This window comes from Segetibacter aerophilus, from assembly GCF_007991655.1.
Taxonomy (GTDB): domain Bacteria; phylum Bacteroidota; class Bacteroidia; order Chitinophagales; family Chitinophagaceae; genus Segetibacter; species Segetibacter aerophilus.
Genome location: NZ_BJYT01000002.1, coordinates 135,535 through 153,362 on the forward strand (window position 1 = coordinate 135,535; position 17,828 = coordinate 153,362).

At 35.0% G+C, this 17,828-nt stretch carries 19 protein-coding genes and 1 pseudogene; 13 read left to right on the plus strand and 7 right to left on the minus strand.

Features of this window, described 5'->3' with window-relative positions; translation table 11 throughout:
* Positions 1–409 precede the first annotated feature (409 nt).
* On the plus strand, positions 410–1,663 hold the full coding sequence (locus SAE01_RS04005) for a tyrosine-type recombinase/integrase (RefSeq protein WP_147202371.1): 1,254 nt from the start codon (positions 410–412) through the stop codon (positions 1,661–1,663).
* Between the two features lie 57 nt (positions 1,664–1,720).
* Here SAE01_RS04005 and SAE01_RS04010 read toward each other — a convergent pair whose 3' ends face one another.
* From SAE01_RS04010 to SAE01_RS04020, 3 genes are all read right to left on the minus strand, one after another.
* On the minus strand, positions 1,721–2,704 hold the full coding sequence (locus SAE01_RS04010; protein WP_170234070.1) for a PD-(D/E)XK nuclease family protein: 984 nt from the start codon (positions 2,702–2,704) through the stop codon (positions 1,721–1,723).
* Between the two features lie 655 nt (positions 2,705–3,359).
* Positions 3,360–3,794, minus strand: a complete 435-nt coding sequence (locus SAE01_RS04015; RefSeq protein WP_147202373.1) for a hypothetical protein — start codon at positions 3,792–3,794, stop codon at positions 3,360–3,362.
* A 10-nt stretch (positions 3,795–3,804) separates the two neighbouring features.
* Positions 3,805–4,497, minus strand: coding sequence for a hypothetical protein (locus SAE01_RS04020; RefSeq protein ID WP_147202374.1), 693 nt, complete (start codon positions 4,495–4,497; stop codon positions 3,805–3,807).
* A gap of 164 nt (positions 4,498–4,661) precedes the next feature.
* Here SAE01_RS04020 and SAE01_RS04025 point away from each other — a divergent pair, with 164 nt between their 5' ends.
* Together SAE01_RS04025 and SAE01_RS04030 are read left to right on the plus strand one after the other, a co-directional pair.
* Entirely contained in the window at positions 4,662–4,982 is a 321-nt protein-coding gene (locus SAE01_RS04025; RefSeq protein WP_147202375.1) for a hypothetical protein, read from the plus strand.
* 293 nt (positions 4,983–5,275) lie between these two features.
* A complete protein-coding gene (locus tag SAE01_RS04030) occupies positions 5,276–6,811 on the plus strand; it encodes a hypothetical protein (RefSeq protein WP_147202376.1) in 1,536 nt (511 codons plus the stop codon).
* Positions 6,812–6,860: 49 nt separating this feature from the next.
* On the opposite strand, the gene SAE01_RS04035 is transcribed toward SAE01_RS04030, so the two are convergent.
* A complete protein-coding gene (locus SAE01_RS04035) occupies positions 6,861–7,661 on the minus strand; it encodes a hypothetical protein (protein ID WP_147202377.1) in 801 nt (266 codons plus the stop codon).
* 268 nt (positions 7,662–7,929) lie between these two features.
* On the opposite strand from SAE01_RS04035, the gene SAE01_RS04040 reads away from it, so the two are divergent.
* The 7 genes and pseudogenes from SAE01_RS04040 to SAE01_RS04070 all read left to right on the plus strand — a co-directional run bounded on the left by SAE01_RS04040 (position 7,930) and on the right by SAE01_RS04070 (position 13,422).
* Positions 7,930–8,328: a hypothetical protein gene (locus SAE01_RS04040; protein WP_147202378.1), complete on the plus strand. Its 399-nt coding sequence runs from the start codon at positions 7,930–7,932 to the stop codon at positions 8,326–8,328.
* 183 nt (positions 8,329–8,511) lie between these two features.
* A complete protein-coding gene (locus SAE01_RS04045) occupies positions 8,512–8,904 on the plus strand; it encodes a hypothetical protein (protein ID WP_147202379.1) in 393 nt (130 codons plus the stop codon).
* Between the two features lie 240 nt (positions 8,905–9,144).
* Positions 9,145–10,215, plus strand: a complete 1,071-nt coding sequence (locus tag SAE01_RS04050) for a hypothetical protein (RefSeq protein ID WP_147202380.1) — start codon at positions 9,145–9,147, stop codon at positions 10,213–10,215.
* A gap of 52 nt (positions 10,216–10,267) precedes the next feature.
* Positions 10,268–10,540 (plus strand): hypothetical protein, encoded by a 273-nt coding sequence (locus tag SAE01_RS04055; protein ID WP_147202381.1) that lies wholly within the window; start codon positions 10,268–10,270, stop codon positions 10,538–10,540.
* A gap of 523 nt (positions 10,541–11,063) precedes the next feature.
* A complete protein-coding gene (locus tag SAE01_RS04060) occupies positions 11,064–11,522 on the plus strand; it encodes a hypothetical protein (protein WP_147202382.1) in 459 nt (152 codons plus the stop codon).
* 512 nt (positions 11,523–12,034) lie between these two features.
* A pseudogene (locus SAE01_RS04065) lies at positions 12,035–12,334 on the plus strand (DUF5131 family protein); the annotation flags it as partial.
* A gap of 332 nt (positions 12,335–12,666) precedes the next feature.
* On the plus strand, positions 12,667–13,422 hold the full coding sequence (locus SAE01_RS04070) for a hypothetical protein (protein ID WP_147202384.1): 756 nt from the start codon (positions 12,667–12,669) through the stop codon (positions 13,420–13,422).
* 56 nt (positions 13,423–13,478) lie between these two features.
* On the opposite strand, the gene SAE01_RS04075 is transcribed toward SAE01_RS04070, so the two are convergent.
* Both SAE01_RS04075 and SAE01_RS04080 read right to left on the minus strand, forming a co-directional pair.
* Complete coding sequence (locus SAE01_RS04075) at positions 13,479–13,718, minus strand: hypothetical protein (protein WP_147202385.1); 240 nt, start codon at positions 13,716–13,718, stop codon at positions 13,479–13,481.
* Positions 13,719–14,005: 287 nt separating this feature from the next.
* A complete protein-coding gene (locus tag SAE01_RS04080; protein ID WP_147202386.1) occupies positions 14,006–14,248 on the minus strand; it encodes a hypothetical protein in 243 nt (80 codons plus the stop codon).
* Between the two features lie 66 nt (positions 14,249–14,314).
* Between SAE01_RS04080 and SAE01_RS04085 the strand changes: the two genes are divergently transcribed.
* Entirely contained in the window at positions 14,315–14,659 is a 345-nt protein-coding gene (locus SAE01_RS04085; RefSeq protein WP_147202387.1) for a hypothetical protein, read from the plus strand.
* An 18-nt stretch (positions 14,660–14,677) separates the two neighbouring features.
* The gene (locus SAE01_RS04090) at positions 14,678–15,007 is read left to right on the plus strand and encodes a hypothetical protein (protein WP_147202388.1); all 330 of its coding nucleotides are present in this window, start codon (positions 14,678–14,680) and stop codon (positions 15,005–15,007) included.
* Between the two features lie 385 nt (positions 15,008–15,392).
* Here SAE01_RS04090 and SAE01_RS04095 read toward each other — a convergent pair whose 3' ends face one another.
* On the minus strand, positions 15,393–16,391 hold the full coding sequence (locus SAE01_RS04095) for a restriction endonuclease (protein WP_147202389.1): 999 nt from the start codon (positions 16,389–16,391) through the stop codon (positions 15,393–15,395).
* Positions 16,392–16,611: 220 nt separating this feature from the next.
* On the opposite strand from SAE01_RS04095, the gene SAE01_RS04100 reads away from it, so the two are divergent.
* Entirely contained in the window at positions 16,612–17,049 is a 438-nt protein-coding gene (locus SAE01_RS04100; RefSeq protein ID WP_147202390.1) for a hypothetical protein, read from the plus strand.
* Positions 17,050–17,828: the final 779 nt, after the last annotated feature.

Consider the following 17,828-nt stretch of genomic DNA (forward strand, 5'->3'; position numbering starts at 1 on the left):
AAGTACATTTTCATTGTTTATTCAGGTGCTAAATTGGAAGCACTATTGGCCCATAAGTTAAAATATGTATTATTATTTATAAATACAATAGAACTACGATGCGGCGACGTAGGGATGAAACATTTGTTACTAAAGTACACATCCAAATGATACGATGGTGACCTAGGAGGTACCTAAATTTAAAGAGGCTTTAAGAGAGGTGAAAGAGTATCACAGCTCCTATTCCTGCCCTCCTTGCTATCCTTCTGTTAATTTCTACGTTTTTTACAAGTTTCACGGCTTTTCAAAGCTTTTATCAGTTTTTATAGTCTGCCTAATAACTATTTTGTCAAAAGGAGAAACCTAAGTGCTTGGACAATAGTATTGTGCTATAGATGGGCCATCTAACCCATCAACAAACAAAAAATTTATGAAACAGCAAAACTTCTCAGTCTCACCTTTTTGGGATAGCAGAGCACTTGATTCAAAAACAAAGCTTTCCCGTATCATGGTAACTGTAAACATTGCAGGCCAATCACAATTTAGAATTTCAGTAAAATTGAAATCAACAAAGGAAGATTTTGAAAAAGCAACATCTTCTGCAAGGGTTCTGTCTGATGCAGCAAAAATGATTCGGAAAGACTTGAACGATTATTTGCAAAAAGCTGAAATAATTTTAGAGCGTCTTCAAAATCCAACAAAAGAGACATTTACACGCTTGTTCAAATCTTCAACAGACTTATTTCTATCCAGTAAAACTGACATAAGGATTTTGTTTGAGCAAAAAGTAGCTGATTTACACAAGGAAAGGTTTTCATCTTCATCAAATTGTAAGCTTGCTATCACTTCCCTCCACAAATACAAATCACCCTTATACTTCGAAGATATCGACACAAAATTTTTGAAGGGTTATGTTCAATGGATGATAAGTCAGGGAAATTCAATAACTACCGCTCAAATTTACCTCCGGCAACTACGCTCTGTTTTTAATGATGCAATTAAGGCCGGCTATATCTCTGAAAGGCATTACCCTTTTAAAGGGTTTTCAATGGGCGGTAAGGTTAAGTCTAAATCTGTTTTATATCCTGTTCAATTGAAAGAATTGCTAGCTTATAAGACTGCTGGAATTAGGGAAACAAGGGCGAAGGCTTATTTCTTCTTTTGTTACCTATCGAACGGAATGAACTTCCGTGATTTAGCAATGTTGAAGTGGAAAAATGTTCACGGCAACATGATAACATTTGTAAGACATAAAACAAGGAACACTACAACTAATGGGCAAAAAGAGATAAAGGTGTACCTGCATGATTTATCAAAAGCTATCATCAAAGAGTGGGGAAATAAAAACACGCAGCCAGATGATTTTGTTTTTCCTATTTGTGATAATAAGATGTCTGCTGAACACATTGATAAAACAATTACTCGGTACAAAAGAATATCAAACAAATTTTTAGCACCAATAGGGAAGAAGCTAGGCTTTGAAGTTCATTTATGTCTTAACCTTGCGCGCCACTCATTTGCAACGAAATTGAAGATTGATAACAAGGTATCACTTGCGGCTATTAGTGACGCAATGGGACATACAACCACCACAACCACTATGCATTATATGAAATCTCTACCGGATGAGATGATTAAAGAGATGTCATTACACCTTCTAGAATTCGACCCGCAGAAAAAATGAGGAAAATTATTGGGGTTTTTACTAATCTGTTTTGCAACCTGCCCATTACGTTTCTTATTAAGGAGGTCCGATTAATTTCAAACGGTCGATTCCTCTTCTTAAGAATTCCACCATTTCAGTTATTTGTTCCTCTTCATCTATGATAAATTTGGCTACTTCTTTATAATGCCAATAATTATAGCCATGTCCCATATCTTCAAAATACCAGGTCTTCAACTTTTTCTTAAAGAAGTTATTAATTGCTGTAGCTTGTTTATTTCTCTCGGTCTTCGGGATATAAATTCTTACCGCTAGTTCTACTTCTTCCTGCCACCAATAGAATCCTGCTTCTATGCTATAAGTTTGAATGCCATCTTTCAATATGCTGCAATAGTTGTTGTACCGTTTTTCAGCGAGCCGCGTGCTTCGTGAAGAATCCTTCGAAAATTTTCCTATATTTTTTTCAAAAATGTTCTTTATCCCATCTAAAACCTCATCCATTTTTTTTATTGTACTTGCAATAGATGAAAGGTTTACTAAATCCTGATAATGAAAGTTTTTTGAATCGGCCATATCTTTCTCTTTTAGATATTGTTGCAACTGTCTTGTAATTTGTTGTTCGCTTCCGCCAATAATGTCAAAGACGTCTGCCCATTTTATTTGTTGAAATTTAATTCGAGTTTCCTCAATCTCCTTGCAATCGTAGTATTTAGTGAGATAAACTAAATGTTTTTTAAAAGCTACTTTTTCGACCAAAATGTTGCGATAATCATTCAACTGATTAGGCCTTTCAAGATGTTCGATTTTACACTCAATTAGAATAATTGTATTAGATTGGTTTAAAACAATTTCTATGTCAGGTCTTCCGTAATTGTATATAGGCTGTGTCTTTACACAGTAATCGTCTTCGTGATTAATACCAAGTAATATTAAAAAGTTGGTAAAGAATGACTTGTCTTCCTGCAGACAGAAAGCAAAAATTTCAATAATAAAGTTCTCATTCGAATCTTTATTCTCTCTTTGCCTATATGAATATATTCTGTCAAAAATTGAAGTGGTCAAAGCTGTTCGATTGATAATAACAATTCCCCTATAAAAATCATTAAAAGCTGCCTGCTACACGTAAATTAGTCCAATTGTCTGAAATTTATTCATTTCCGCAATCCCTCCTATCCAATATACATCCACTTGAGCACATCGCTTTTTTCCTGCTGTATTTTTACCACGTTGTTTTCCAGTCGCATTTCCTACCCCTAATTCACAATTAAAAGTGCTGCACCTTTTATCGCTTAATACTAAAATGGTCATCCCCTACAGGTTCAGACATGTCTCTCCACATTGCTTATTTTTTTAAAATACAAGTAGAGCAAACGGTTGTTTTTGAGTTATTTTGATTAAACACTTTTTAAGCAACTATTTCATCAGTTTCACTTTGCGAGTCCTTAGCTGGGAAAAAAATGGTAAGCTTGTAGTTATCTCAAAGGTGTAAAGTAAGCCTTCATAACCCAACTTACCTGCCTTTATAATGCACTTTCCAATGCACTTGCAAAGACCATATCAGTTTAAAAAGCCTAGAAACGGTTAAGACACTTACTGCCATTGGCTTCCATATCAATCAACTATTCCTGTTAGCAGGAGGCATCACCTGATTACAAATCAGATGTGCTATTTTTTGGAATTTGTTTCTTAAAAAAACTTCTATCATCAGTCGGTGTTATCAGAACTTCTTATTCCACTTTGGAAGCCTTTTCTCCTTTTCAAAGTATGTCTGAAGAAGGCATGATTCAACATAAACTGGACTATGAATTAAGTCGTTGTAATGTGTAACATACCAGCAAACCTCGAGGCTTTCAATATTATCCATTTTCATTTGCAGTGGAAGTGAAACGTGCCTTTTCATATTTCCAAATTGATGCCCGTTTACAATTCTCCCCCAAATTCCACCAGAGCCTGTCTTTCTTATTGAAATTTTTCCGTCGTTTGCAATGTGACCCGAGCAGCCAATATAAATGAGTGTCTTTTGTGTTGTTACATCGTAGAAGAGATAAATGCCGGCCTTAGTATTTGGAGCATTACAAACTGTTTTCAGATTTTGATTTAGGCTAAAGTGAAAACTACCGCTACTTTCATACTTCTTTAATATTTCCTCCATACTAAAAGTTTTACATCACAGGCTTTTTTATCAGTACGCTATTTTCTTCACTTTGATTCTCTAGCCAGCTTTCCAAAGACTTCACAAACCTTGCCGTTAAATCATCACTTTGGTTACTGAGATAATCAGCAACATCAGTAAAGGAAATAATGTTGTTTGCGTTGCGGGAATTGGTAGGTTGAATGTAAACAACAGTAATTTCATAATCTTTACTCGTGTTTCTGCAAACATCCTTATCCAGTGACAACCAGCCAATCTTTGATAGTAAGGCAATAAGGTTGTTGTACTTCCTTTTTTGAATGGTAGCACTATAAATTTGAATGATACCGTTCATTAACGCTGGAATGTTGATTTCCTTTGCTTTCTGCAAATACAAATCTTGTTTCTCACGCCGCGAAGTTTGGTCGGTCTTCAACTCAATAAAATAGACCTTTTTCGCTTCTTCGCAAACAGCAACATAATCAATCTTTACAGATAGGTTTACGCTTTCATTTTCTTCTAAAATGCCACCAATCCTTATAGGGAATTCAGGAACAATAAAATCAATGCCGTCACCAAATTTTTTCTTAATTATTGTATCAAGGTAGATAGCGAAAAAAATGTCTGCTCGTCTTTCAAGTTGATAGGCCGGCAAATTTCTCCATTCGTCCAGCAATGAAAAAAGTTTATCAATAAGAGGCTTTGGGTTTAACGCATTATCCACGGATGTTTTTTTAAAATGAAAATTAGACTTCTTTTTCTCGCCACAAATTATTTTCCGGCTATTCGAATATACTTTTCCTCGGACATCCTCCTAGCCGCACTAATCGGTTACTTACTCCTAAATCTTAAAAACTATCGGTAATGGGAATATTTAAAATATAAACAATGAAGATATATTTTGATATTATACTTGGAGGAAGTAAAGAAGAAGTGGCCATTCAATTTTTGTTTTGGGAAAAGTGGCGCTATAAGATAAAATGGGAGCTTAAAGACTTGCAGGAGCAAATAGAAGCAGATGAAAAAAACGGAGTGATATTAGTTTCAAAGCAAGAAACATTTATAATTGAGGTGAGAGGTTTTTCAGATGAATTGAGAGATGAAATTTACAAAAAACTAACGCCACTACTTAAAGACAACAAAGCAGAAAGCGGAAGATTGAGTGCCGGCAGTTTAAGCGATAAGATAATAGCAGAGGCACGGCTTTGACTTCCTGCTAGTGCTATTTTTTTTAGGGGGTTCTGGTAATGAGAAACAAGCATTTCACACATAAGATTTTATTAATAAAATAGTTCTAAAAGAAGTTCTTCCGGATTTGGTTTTAAAACCCAGACAACTAACTTTATTCAAGTGGTAACATAAACATTTATTGGAAAATTTGAAAGGATAGGTAGGTTATTATTGTAGCTAATGATAACTGAATAAAAATTTTTAGAACGAAAGTTCAGGCCGGATTTTAAGTGGAGCTACACACTTAATTTCTGGCCATTTTTATATTATGAATGATAAGTTATTATAACGATGGATTGAAAAAAGTAGTAGGTGACGAAAAAATTTCATTCGACATTCTTCAGAGCTTGATAAAAGCAAATCCAAATACAGAACTAATTGAACAGTTACATTCAGAAGCTTATAAGAGTGAAAGGTATGTGGCTATGAAAAAACAATTGCCTTGCGTCAAACCTCATGGAATTTTTGATATTATACCAACGAAAAATAAAAAGGGTGAAGTAATCAACACCGCAGTTTTAAAACAACTATCGGGCTATTTGTACTTTGATATTGATAAAAATAAAATTGAGTGTGAGGTGGAACTTTATAAAGAATTTATTCTGCAAGAATATGCAGATAAAATTTGTATGCTTGGCAAATCAGTTGGTGGGAGAGGTGTATTTTTTTTAGTTAAAGCTACTGGTATTACAAAAGAAAACTTCAATGAAGTACATCAATATTTTAGAGAGATTGTTTTTAAGAAATTACCAATAGATACAGAAGCATTAGGTATAGCCAGAAATTTTATTATTCCGATGGATGAAAAGCTATATATAGATAAAAGTATAGAAGTAGATGTAAGTGATTGTAAAATAAATAATGAAAATAATAAAAAGGGTATCAAACAGTATAAAAAGAAAGAAGAAGAGCGAGGTTGTATAGTGCGTGATACCCTTACATCTTTTATAACCATTGATATTTTATTAAAGAAGCTTAGGTTTAAAACAGCAGTTGATGTAGGTGATGCTGATTATATAATAAAGCCGGTGGAGTTTGTGCAGATGTTTGTACCAAAAGTAATCACAGATGGCAAGAAGCATAAGACATTCAGGAGTATGATAAATCACCTGATGTTTCTCAATCCTGACATCACATTATTCGAGGTTCACTCTTATATAAATTTTATCAATCAAAATTTTACAAATGATAGCCCAATGGGCAGAACTGAAATGATGCGGACGGTTGCTGCGGAGTTTGAAAGGATAACTGAAACAGGAGAGAAGTTTGTAAAAACAAGAATTAAAAAAGTTCACACAAATTCAAAGCTTAGTGGTAAGGACAGGAACATAATTGCTAATCAGCAAAACGGGAAGTTGAGAAAAGATAACTCGTTTGAAATTATTGAAGCCTCGATTGAAGTTTTAATTGCTATGGAAATGGAAGTTACACCGATAGAAATTTTCAAAACAGCGAAGGGCAACATCTCACTGCCGACAATTAAGAGGCATTACAAAACCGTATTAGAACAAATTGAAATGAAAAAACAAGCTGAAATAAAAACAGCTACAAAAGCCAAAATAGTTAATAAACAAAACAATACACTGTACGCCATACAGGGTAATAGTAAGCGTGTAAGTGATAGAGATCTACATGATATGACAGACGAAGAGTTGGGAATAGTTCCATGGGATGTGCTGAGAACAAAAGAAACTATTTTTAAAAGCCAGATTGATTTGCACAAAGAGTATGGAGCGAATAGAACGGCCGCTATCAAACTTCTTGAAAAAAATACTGAACGCAGTGTAAGCTTTAGATTTATTTTTTAAAGCTCGATATTTCCGTAGTGTGTTTTTTTTCGGTTAGCGATAACTCTATTCAGGGAATATATCTATAGCCGTTCTTTCTTTCAAACTCTTCTTCCCATTCCTTTTGTAATCGTTCATTTTCTTTTTGTAATCGTTCATTTTCCTTTTCTGCTAAATCTTCATAGTATTGTTCACCAATGTAATACAGCTTTCCTTTCGCTGGCTCGACACAGTGAATTAGGATAAACAAGAGGTCTTCAAGTTCCCGTGCTATATCTAGCTCCCAATACTTATAATCATTAGGTCGAAATAGAAGATTGAAGATTTTAGTCCATTCTACTTTACTTTCGTCCGTTTTTAAATTTTTGAACCACTCTTTGTCAGCGTAGCAACTGTTACCAAATTCATCTGGCAACCACTGCGCTATTTTTGAAAAAAATGCCTGAACAGATTTTTTTTCTATTTTAAAAATCTCACTTAAGTCCTGTGAAGATTTACGGGCAGGGTTATCGAGAAAATAAAAGTGCGTTTTCTTATCTTTTTGCCATCGCTTCCATTTCAAAGTTAATGGGTCTTCATCATCATCTTCGTCGAATTCACCTTCTTTTATTTGATACTCGTCGCTTTCTAAAAACTTCATGTAAGTTGTTTGAGCATCAACAAGCATAGCAATTGCTTTATTTAACGGAATGCGCTGGCTATGAAACGCAGTGTTTGCTGTAAGCGGATAATTGGTGCCACATTCGGCACATTTTCGGTCATATTCCTTTTTCCCGTTTTTTGAATCAGTACTTCCACACTTTAAACATTTAAAGCCTTTTATTCTATAAAATCGAGTGCTTATTTCTTCTTCTGTAAATGAATATTCCATGATGGCTAGTTAAGTATTTATGTAGTCATCAAGTTTCGTTCCGTTGATTAGCAGTTAATCCTTCAACTACCCCAAAAGCAGCACCTCTTTTTAACTTTGTATTACCTGGTGTGTCTGGACGATAACTGGTTGTTAATCATCAATTTATACAAAATATTTTTTGTTTATTTGATAGTATAGTTGTACTTTTACAGTATAAGAAAAAGAGATAGAAGAGCGGAAAAAGCGATTGAATTTTCTGGTCGATAACCACGTAAAAAAAACATATATGATAAAAGAAAAAACAACAAAAGCAGCAACAATGAAATCAGTAATCGAAAAACACTTTTTCACCATCAGTGGAAGGCAATTGCAAGGTTACTACAGTCATCCTTCTGAAAACTTCAATGAAGTACATGCACAACTTGATGCACTGCAAGACGATTTGAAAGCAGCGCGCTTCAAACCAAAAGCAATGATTAACTGTACAGGGGGCGATGTTATTGTCTACACGGATGATAACGAAAGGGTGCAAATCAAGTACCATGATGAAAAAGATAAAAGTTGTGGTATCGAGTTTGAATTTGTTAAGAACTTTCAATTAAGAACAGTGGTGCATTCTTTTTGGTATCTCGACGAAGCTGCTAAAAAAGCACAACTGGAAATAGAGAACCCCTTCTATTCTTAATAATTCCCACACACGCATTTGCCTGAACAGCCGCCTTATGGACATGGTTGAACACGGGCGGTAATATGTATTTGCGGTTGTTCAAAAGCCCCAACTTACAATGGGCAAGCAATCAACTTAAAAATGAAAAAAGTTGAGATGGTAGAATATTGAATCGATTTTTTAAAAAATTAAAAAAATAATATGATAAGGATTAGTAATAACAATGGAGAACGAACTCCAAAGGAATTTATTGACATACTAAACAGTTTGATGGAATTATTGATAGAAAGGTATCCAAAACTAAATTTTAGTTGGGGAGATACACGTGGGGGAAGTGGACTTGATGAAGGAGATGAACACCTATTGGTGTTTGACTGGGATGGACGGCTATACAACTATTATTGTTGGATTGACATTAATATAAACTTAGATGCAAGGGTTTATAACATAATCAAAACTCGAATTGGTTTCGACGAAGAAACTGAATTAAAAATCCACCCTTTGCACTCAGAAGTCTGCTGGGATATTTATGATTTTTTGGAGGAAGCTGGCCAAGTGAAAAATGCAAGTGCTTCAACTTTTATAACAAATTAAAACAACTAATTATCACAAGCGCTGCTGTTGTCAAGAAGCAGCACTCTGATGTTTATCAGAAAGCAAATTACGATAGTAAATAAAAAATGGAGGCTAAAAAAAAAGCTGGCAAAAAACAAAAGCAAGGCGATTAGTAAAGATGCGATAATGAAAATAGGAGCTTTTAAACTAATTAAACAATCATCAAGCAAAAGGGCGGTGAAAGTGGCCGCCCTTCTGTCAAATTTTTAACTTAACTAAATGACAAAAATAGCTATCGGATGCAACAAGCTTCCAATAAAGAAAACCGGCAATATTACCATAAGCAGGAAATTTTTTCCTGCTGAAGCTCTCAATTTAAATCACCCACTGTTTCAAAAGCTTGAAATTACAGCGTCGGAATTTTATATAAAAGAGGCTGAATTCTTTGACTATTACGATATACCTGTAGTGGTAACTGATAAAGAAAACGGTGAATCGTATGTTCTATCCAATATTGAATCAGTGCAAGCCGCAATTGCCAATAAGGTTGAAAAAATCGAAGTGGCATTTGCAGAAGGTTTAGACCTGGCTGACGGTCCAAGGTTTATGAATTTCGGGTTGCACATAAAAAAGTTGAGTAAGTATCAGAAGTTTGAATTGGTTATGTACTTACGAGGTTATCTCCAGGAAAATTTAAATGGGCAGGCATGGGCAAAAACAATCGAAGGACATATACTTCAAAAATTGGCAACAATTTTAAATTGCAGTCATGAAACAATTAAGCTATGGCAAAATTATAATAAGGAAAGTAATCCCTACAAAAAGCAAATAAAAGCTAAGTTTAAAGAAGTAGCAGACGAACCTGAACCTACAAAGCATGACCCTGAACCTTCACTGCCGAATCCAATTGAAGCTCCAAAAACGAATGAGGAAGGAAACGGAAATATTAGAAAGGAAGAAGCTTTACCGGAAGAGGAAAAGCCTTTAGGTTCTTTAAATAATGCCGATGCGGAATTTAACGAGAAATACGAAGAGCAAGAAAAGATAAGCTATTCTGCCCAAACCCATGCTGTTCTTGTAAAGCCAAAAATTAAACTGAAAGATTTTCAAATAACCTTCGAAAATGATGTACCAACTATCATCTTTAAAGGCAAACCACTATCTCTTCAATTTGAAATTGAGGAAGAACCTAATTCATTAACTTATACGTTGAAGGATAAGTATGGCAAAAGCTGCATTACTGTAATTGCTAACCGCATAAAAGAATTTTTCTTATATGCGTTACTGCAGCGAGATGATTTGTTTGAAGCAGAAACGGAAAGTAAAAATTCTTCAACCTGTTGGCTTTAGGAAATAATTACGGTTAGAAATAACCCTATCAATAACTATAAAAAGAAATATTATGGGACGGCGAAAGAAACCATTTTCAATATTTGATGACCCAAGGGAGTTTATAGGGAGGTTATACAATATGCACGAGACTGAGCAATATATGCGGTATATGAAATTTCAATTGGAGTATCTAATTCTATTTACTAGCAATTGCAATAATAGAGAACGCTATCTCCCTGAAAGAATAAGATTTAAGATGAATGAACTTGCAATTGAAATGCAAGAAGTAATCGATGATATTGAAAATATAGAACCGATTAACCTTGATGAAATATTCGGTTAGACACCATACAGGAATAGCTATAAACAAACATTAAGTAAAAGGGTGGTGAAAGGGGCCGCCCTGATGCTTAACAAAACAAGTAACAACTTATGGAAATAGACAATAATGGCAATTTTAAAGAAGGCTTGTCTGAAATTGCTAAAAGGATGGAACAAGGAGGCATTAACAGCGCAAAGACGCAAGCATTCGTTTCTTTAGGAAACAGATTGACAAGGTGCTTCAAATTCCTGGCGAGTTATTAATCAGAGAATTTCCAAGGTTAGAAGCGTTTTCATAGCCCGTCACTTTACGAGAAATCCAAGGATACGCTGGTATAATCAAAAACACATCATAACAACAGCTAAGGCGCAGTGGCTTTTGTTCAAACTATGCGCTAAAGTTTTCTGAACTGGAATCTGATGTACCTGCAAAAGATGCATTGTAGTTGTTTCATTTTGATGTTCAAAAAACAGGTAAAGCGTCCTTGATGCATGTTAGGGGCATTGCTTTGTCTGTAAATTTTTAAACATATAAAACAAGAAATATGGCGAATGAACTTGATGGATTGGTGGAATATATTAGCACAAAGATTATAAAGAAGTGGCAGGACGAGGAAAGGTATTGCACTTTCAATTTCGCACACAAAAACGGAAGCTATCTTTTCTTAATTTTCAAATATGATGACTGGACTGGTGAAGGTGTAACTCCAGATGGGATGATGATTTTGATGTTCGCTTTTGAAGTGACACTCAAAAGAATCTCACTGATACCATTGCCGTTGGGTGATGAACAAATGAGTGGCTATAATTATGATATGCGACCGTATGATGACGCAGAAATTTGTCCTGCATTCGGCTTTGAAATATTGAAGGATACGTACCAACACTTTAACCATTACCATGCAGGAAAGAAAATTTTAAAACAGATTCATAGCGAGCTTTTACTACAGCTCCGCAAGGTGTGGTTAAACAATATTTACTTAGAAGTTTCAAGGGATTATTAATTCTAATGGGTGTGCTTAAAATGCTCAGCTGTTGATTTATCATGGATGTAAAGTTTCTTAACTATTAGAATGGAATCATATGTTGATACCATTGTACACCAGCGTTATACACATGAAAAAGTGGTTTAAAAAACTTTTAGAATGGAGCAAAAGCAGCGAAAAGTATACGCATTATGTGGTATATTCGTAATAGGAAAAAAGGGTAATAAAAGCCCCATTATTTTTTCTTATTCTGTAAGGTCATTGTCAGCAAAAAGCAACAATCCTAGGTGACCTGGATGCTTGAAGTTTTAGGGTAACAGCAAGTGTCAAAAACAATTTTTATTGATGTAAGGGTAATGGACGCATTTGCCTGAGCGGGTAGGAATGCACATGATTGTAACGCGGCAATTATAAGCATTTCAACCTGTTCAAAGACCGACTTACCGGCACGCCCATCAACTTTAAAAAATGAAAAAAGTTGAGATGGTAGAATTATGTCTTTTAATTTTTAAACACCTGTTAATCAGGCAACTGCTGATAAGTTAGTTCCGCAATTGATGCAGGTTAATGGCAAAAGATTTTTGAGCGTTGAGCCGCAACTAGATGCAGTGTACCTCAGAGCTGAATGGATACCTGCTATTGATTGGGTTATTGTTGGTGGTGAAAGCGGGCATGGAAGAAGACCCTATGATGCAGATTGGGGAAGGATGTTGAGAGACCAGTGCAAAGAGGCAGGGATTCCTTTCTTCATGAAACAAATTGATAAGGTGCTGCAAATTCCTCGCGATTTATTAATCATGGAATTTCCAAGGGTTGAGGCTTGTGCTTAAAGGAAATGTCGTAAATGTTAATTATGGTGCGGTCTTCAAAAGCTGCACCTTTTTTATTTAAGGAAGCCTCTAGTAAAAAGTTACTTAGTCCGACAGCCAGTACTTATCATTGTTCTGTTGCTGATATGCAACGGTCTTTTATTCGGATTTTCTAAAAGCTGTTTTGACAGGATTAGACCTAAAACAAATTGTTGATGAAAACAGGTATAGGTTTAAATTGATGATTGCAACATCAGAACCAAAAACAAAGCCAGCCTGCTTAAAAGGTAATTAGGATGCCACTCATTGAAGTGGTATTCCTGTCTTGGTAATCTTTCAGTAGATTTACTATTATGGCCAATGAGAACAAAGAGCAAACGGCAAAAGAACTGTTGCCATATGTAGGTTCATTTATGATATTTCTTGGCGTTACTCGTCTTTATTTTTACTACTTGATGTACGGAATAAAGATTGTAAATTTTCTAGACTTCTCGGAAATTCTTACGTCGTTTTTAGGTGTTATAGTTCCTTTTATAGTTTCAGGGTTTGTTGGTTTTTTTATGGGTTTTATGCAGCGCAACAAGGTAAGTGACGAAAGAAAAATAGCTTTAGCAGAACAAGCTACAGCTAATGTTAGCATTTCAAAAATGTGCTTAATTACTTTTCAGCAGACTAAAAAGGTAATGTTGATATCTCTAATATTTGGAGTGACATTCGCAATTGTATATTACCTCAAATTTCAAAAGATTGAATGGTCAATTCTGTTACAGGCCCCGGGATTTGCAATCCTAATGTTTGTTATTGTATTTATTCACAATTCCGTCGCACATCAACACAACCGTCTTAATTCTTCAAATGAAAGTAGAAGAAACTTCGGATTATTACTAGTAGGAATGGGATTAGTTATTTATACCATTTTTGACGCAACGGCTGACGCTGAAAAAGTACGTGATAAAAAAACCAACATAGGAACGGAAGTATTACTTACTGATAGCACGACTATTGTATCAGATAGTTTCAATTACTATATTGGAAAGACTCAGAACTTCCTATTTATACATCATGAAAAAAAAATTTGCAACAGACGTTATACCTATGGAAAGAGTTAAACAAATAACTTTTAAATGAGTAGAAAAAGAAAATGCAGATTGAAGGGTTAGGATTATCACTTTGGATGGTCTTTTATTAGTGCAGCTAAAACGGGAAAATATTTAGCCAGCCATTTTAGACAGTTAAACCAGAACTGATACCAAAGGAGTTTATCTTTCTTTTCTTTTGGCTTATCCTTTGACGGCTCCTGCTGCTGATTGTCTAGCTCAGGCTGTTTTTGTTCCGAAAGGAAGAAGTTATTAACTGTAATTTGCTGAATAATGGTTGTATGACCGTTGGTGTTGTTTGTAACCATGAGTAAGATTTAATGATAAAAATTGAAGAAATACAGACTTAAAGTCATTTCTGTTGACAATCAAAGTTTGTTTCCATCATTTTCGAAGTCCATTAAATCTTAGTATTCTTATTGGTGGGACTCCAGCTTCAGTTTGGAAATATTGTACCTAACGGCACGTTCTAATTATTTCTTAAGTAAAATTACACGACCCGTACAATCTCACAAAATTAATTTTAAGGATTGGAAGGTGGGTATGGGAAACATTGTTGGTTAAAAAAACAAAAAATTGTTTTAGAGTCAATTCCTTATAAACAGTGGTACCAAGCAATAACATGATAGCCGAAATGTTCTGCCAAAACTTCCCACCCAACACTTCCGGCATTTGTATCAAACACCCATCCATCAGCAAACACACTATATCTCAATCTGCCATAATAGAAACGGTTGATGTAGAGATGAAACATTGTACTATTTCCAGAACCTGACACGTGACTCAACTCACCAACATATATTTTGCCGTTAAATTCAAAAGTGATTGGAATTGTCATAGCGACAAATCTATTGCTAAAGATTTTAGTAAATAATTCAATGTCTGTTTCAGTATCTTTACTTCCATGAAAAAATTACTTCTGATAACCAGTTTTGCTTTCACAGCGAGCGTTTCTTTTGCACAGACCAAAATCTCTGTTGATAGTGTCAAAGCCTATATAGGAAAGACGGTAACAGTATGTTCTAGGGTGTATGGAGTAAAGGAGCTTGAAAAAGTAAACTTTGTCAATATTGGCGGTGCTTATCCTAATTCGCCTTTGACAGTAGTAATATTTGCAAAGGATAAAAATGCGTTCAAATCATTGCCCGAATATGATAACAAAAACGTTTGTGTGACAGGGAAGGTTGAAGATTATAAAGGCAAACCTCAGATAGTTATTACTAAGCCAGATGAAATTGTAGTAGAGTAAATAAAAAAGCGATACTACATGAACGGTGAAAGACGACCACTTGCAATAAAATTTTTATGTATCACAGGATTTATAGGCATGGGATGGGGATTAATTGTCCTGTTTACTCCTGCCGCTAGACATCTTGAAAGATGGTATTTTATAGCTCTGTCTATTTCTTTTTTTGTGGGCTTTGTAAGTACCGTTGGCCTTTGGCAGATGAGAAAGTGGGGCTTCTATTTATATTTAACCTTATTCCTTGCAAATAATATTCTTCTGTATTCGATGCACATGTGGAAGGCCTCAAATACTGTAATCCCTTTAATTTCAATATTTATAATGGCTTACTATTTGAAAAGAATGGATTGAGTGATTCAAGTAAATAATGAAGACAAAATAAGTTAGCAACCAAGTCAAAGAGATAATTATTTCTTTTTGAAGCTGAATAAATTTGAAACCTTTTCAATCATCCATATTAGAGTTATAAAGAAGTGGCCTATGAGATACCCTGCATATCCTTCTGCATGCTTTGCCTGTTGCATAATAAAAGATTTTTATCTAAGCTACTCAGCGAACAAACGGACAGTATATGCTATATGAAGTTTTAATCTTTATTTAAGCAGGGTAACACAATAAACTATGGCAAGAGCTACAATTGCTACTTTGCTTTTTTCCTTCCTTATAAAACTTAGAGTCGGGCGGCAGTATTAGTGCTAGCTCGTTCTTGTTTTCGTTTTTGAAGTTCTGCAATAAGCTACTTTTCAACGAGCATCCAAAATCTTTTTAGAGGTAGTTCCGCCTTCATTTCATCAGAAAAATTTTCATAGTACTTAAAGATGTTTTCGATGATATCATTTGCCGACCAAAGTCTAATGAAGAAGAAATCTTCTCTGGCCTCTTGTAGTACCTTATGGTTAAAGCCGCTCCACGATACTAACAGACCTAACTCTGACTTAACTTTTCTCATAACTCCTTGAAGCTCTCGAAGCGTTTTTACGTCAACTTGTGCGGTTGTTGATTTTATTTGAACACATATGCGTGGATGGTCAAATCCAAGTCCACCTGATGCAGCTAGAATATCCAAACCTCCATCAGGTCCAGGAGGAGATACTTGAGTTATGTAGCCCTGTGCAATTAATATCTGGTCAACAAGTTTTGCAAATACATGTCCTTTAAAATTCCGGTCAATCAATTTAATAATTTGGTCTTTAGCAAATTGCTCTACATCAAACTCTTCTTCTGTTTCCTCAATTAGGGGCGTATCAATTTTAGTAGAACGCTTTTTGCCCTCAACTAGCGCAATAACTCTTTCAGCTGCTTGTACCCTAGAAACTTGGCTTATTGTTAATAAGGACCCGAAAGAATACAGTATGTCTTGGTCAAATTCTGCTCTAGGAATTGTTTTTAGCCACTTAACTGGTCGAAGATGTACAGTATCGGGTGCTACTTTTTGATATTTATATTCCCCAATTATTTTACCAATATAAATAGAAGGTTGAGTTTTTGACGGAAGTGCAACAATATCCCCTAAAGCAATCTCATTTGCAAATCGCCATATTTGTCCTGCATTAATTCCAGCTTTTACATTGCTTGCTTCTTTATAAATAATTTGATATTCTTTAAATAGCTCTTCTCTACTTTTGAATGTTTTCAAATCAGGCATTTCATTCCAAGCAATTGTAATTACAGAATTGTCTACACACGTTTGCTCCTGTTCGCCATATTTTCCTGCTCTTACTGTCCAAAGCTTCATTGATTAGATTTATTAGTGATTGTAAATTGGTCACTTCGTTGTTTACCATGGTTTAAATGTAATTAGTTATTAGGGAGAAAGTAATATTTGTAGTGAGTTTAAGAAGTTGCCGGAGAAGATTGCAGCAGAAGAAAGTGATTAGTGGAGAAATGAGTAGTACCAGCTTTCAGAATGAGACAATAATGTTGTGCTAGTCATTATTAATCAAAAACAACACATCATGCAAACAAACACAGAAGTTGCAAATGAAGCAACAACAGCAAAGCCGGCAGTTGAAATCTCAAAAGTTGAACCACCACAAAAGGAAGTTGAACAATCACCAGTAGTTAAAAAGGATGAAACTCTTTTAGCCGAAAAGGGAAAAAAGGCTGCTGCTAAAAAACTGGAACAAGCACCAGAAGTTAAAACTTCATCATTTAAAGAGTTGGACAGCAAAAAAGTTAAATCGCTTGAAGCAAAAGTAAAAGCTATTGAAGGTGTGAAAGAAGTTTCCATGACACCGAAGGCAAAAAAGCTGGTTATGTTGATTGCATTAAACAAAAAAGAAGATGATGCAGTATATCAGCAGGTAATTGAAATTGCCTCAAACAACAACTTTAAAGTAGGCCGCTCATACTACATTGATGAAGTTCTAACAGTTAATCTTATGCAGAATTAAAAATAATAAATGATTCTTTGGAACTGCCTTGCATTTGTTCAGGGCTTTTCTAACTGAATGATAACTAGCGTGTCAAAGATGCCGCCATAACGTTTTGAATTATTACAGGTGATGAAATATGCATTAATCAACGGTTTGTTCCAAAAAACACATGGCATCTAGATGATGAAGTGAATTTTTAAGGTTACAGATTTAACTGATATATTTATTAATAGTTACGATTTATAGCGCAGTTATGATTGGATTAATGTTTACTCTTTTAATTTTTGTTATCCTTTTGCTTTATAGTCAAATGAAGGATAAGGATTCCAGGTTGAAACTGCAAACAGAACACCATGATAGAATACTTGCAAACCAAGAACTTCATGCCCCTAGGAGATTATTACGAAGGCAGTTCAAAGGTTATCTTGAGAATGTGTTTCACAATTTCCCTGTTGTGGGGATAGGCGTTTTTAAGCGAATGCTAACACGAGATTTTCCGCATTATACATCAATCAGAAACTCAAACTCTGATTTATATTCCGACCTTTTGATATTTGGAATAATTGATGAAACCGTCGACGGTATAGTTAAAGGGTGGGCATATGAAGATGACTAGTTTAAATTATAATAGGTACATCTCAGAAATAATAATAACACAATTTGCCCTGCTAGGTTCAGGCATTTGTCACTCAATCATGGCTGCAGTGTCACAAATGCCCCATATTCCACTTAAATAGATGCAGTGACACATTGCATTAAAGAAGCTGCTCTTGCAATAGCAACCGCCTATTGACACC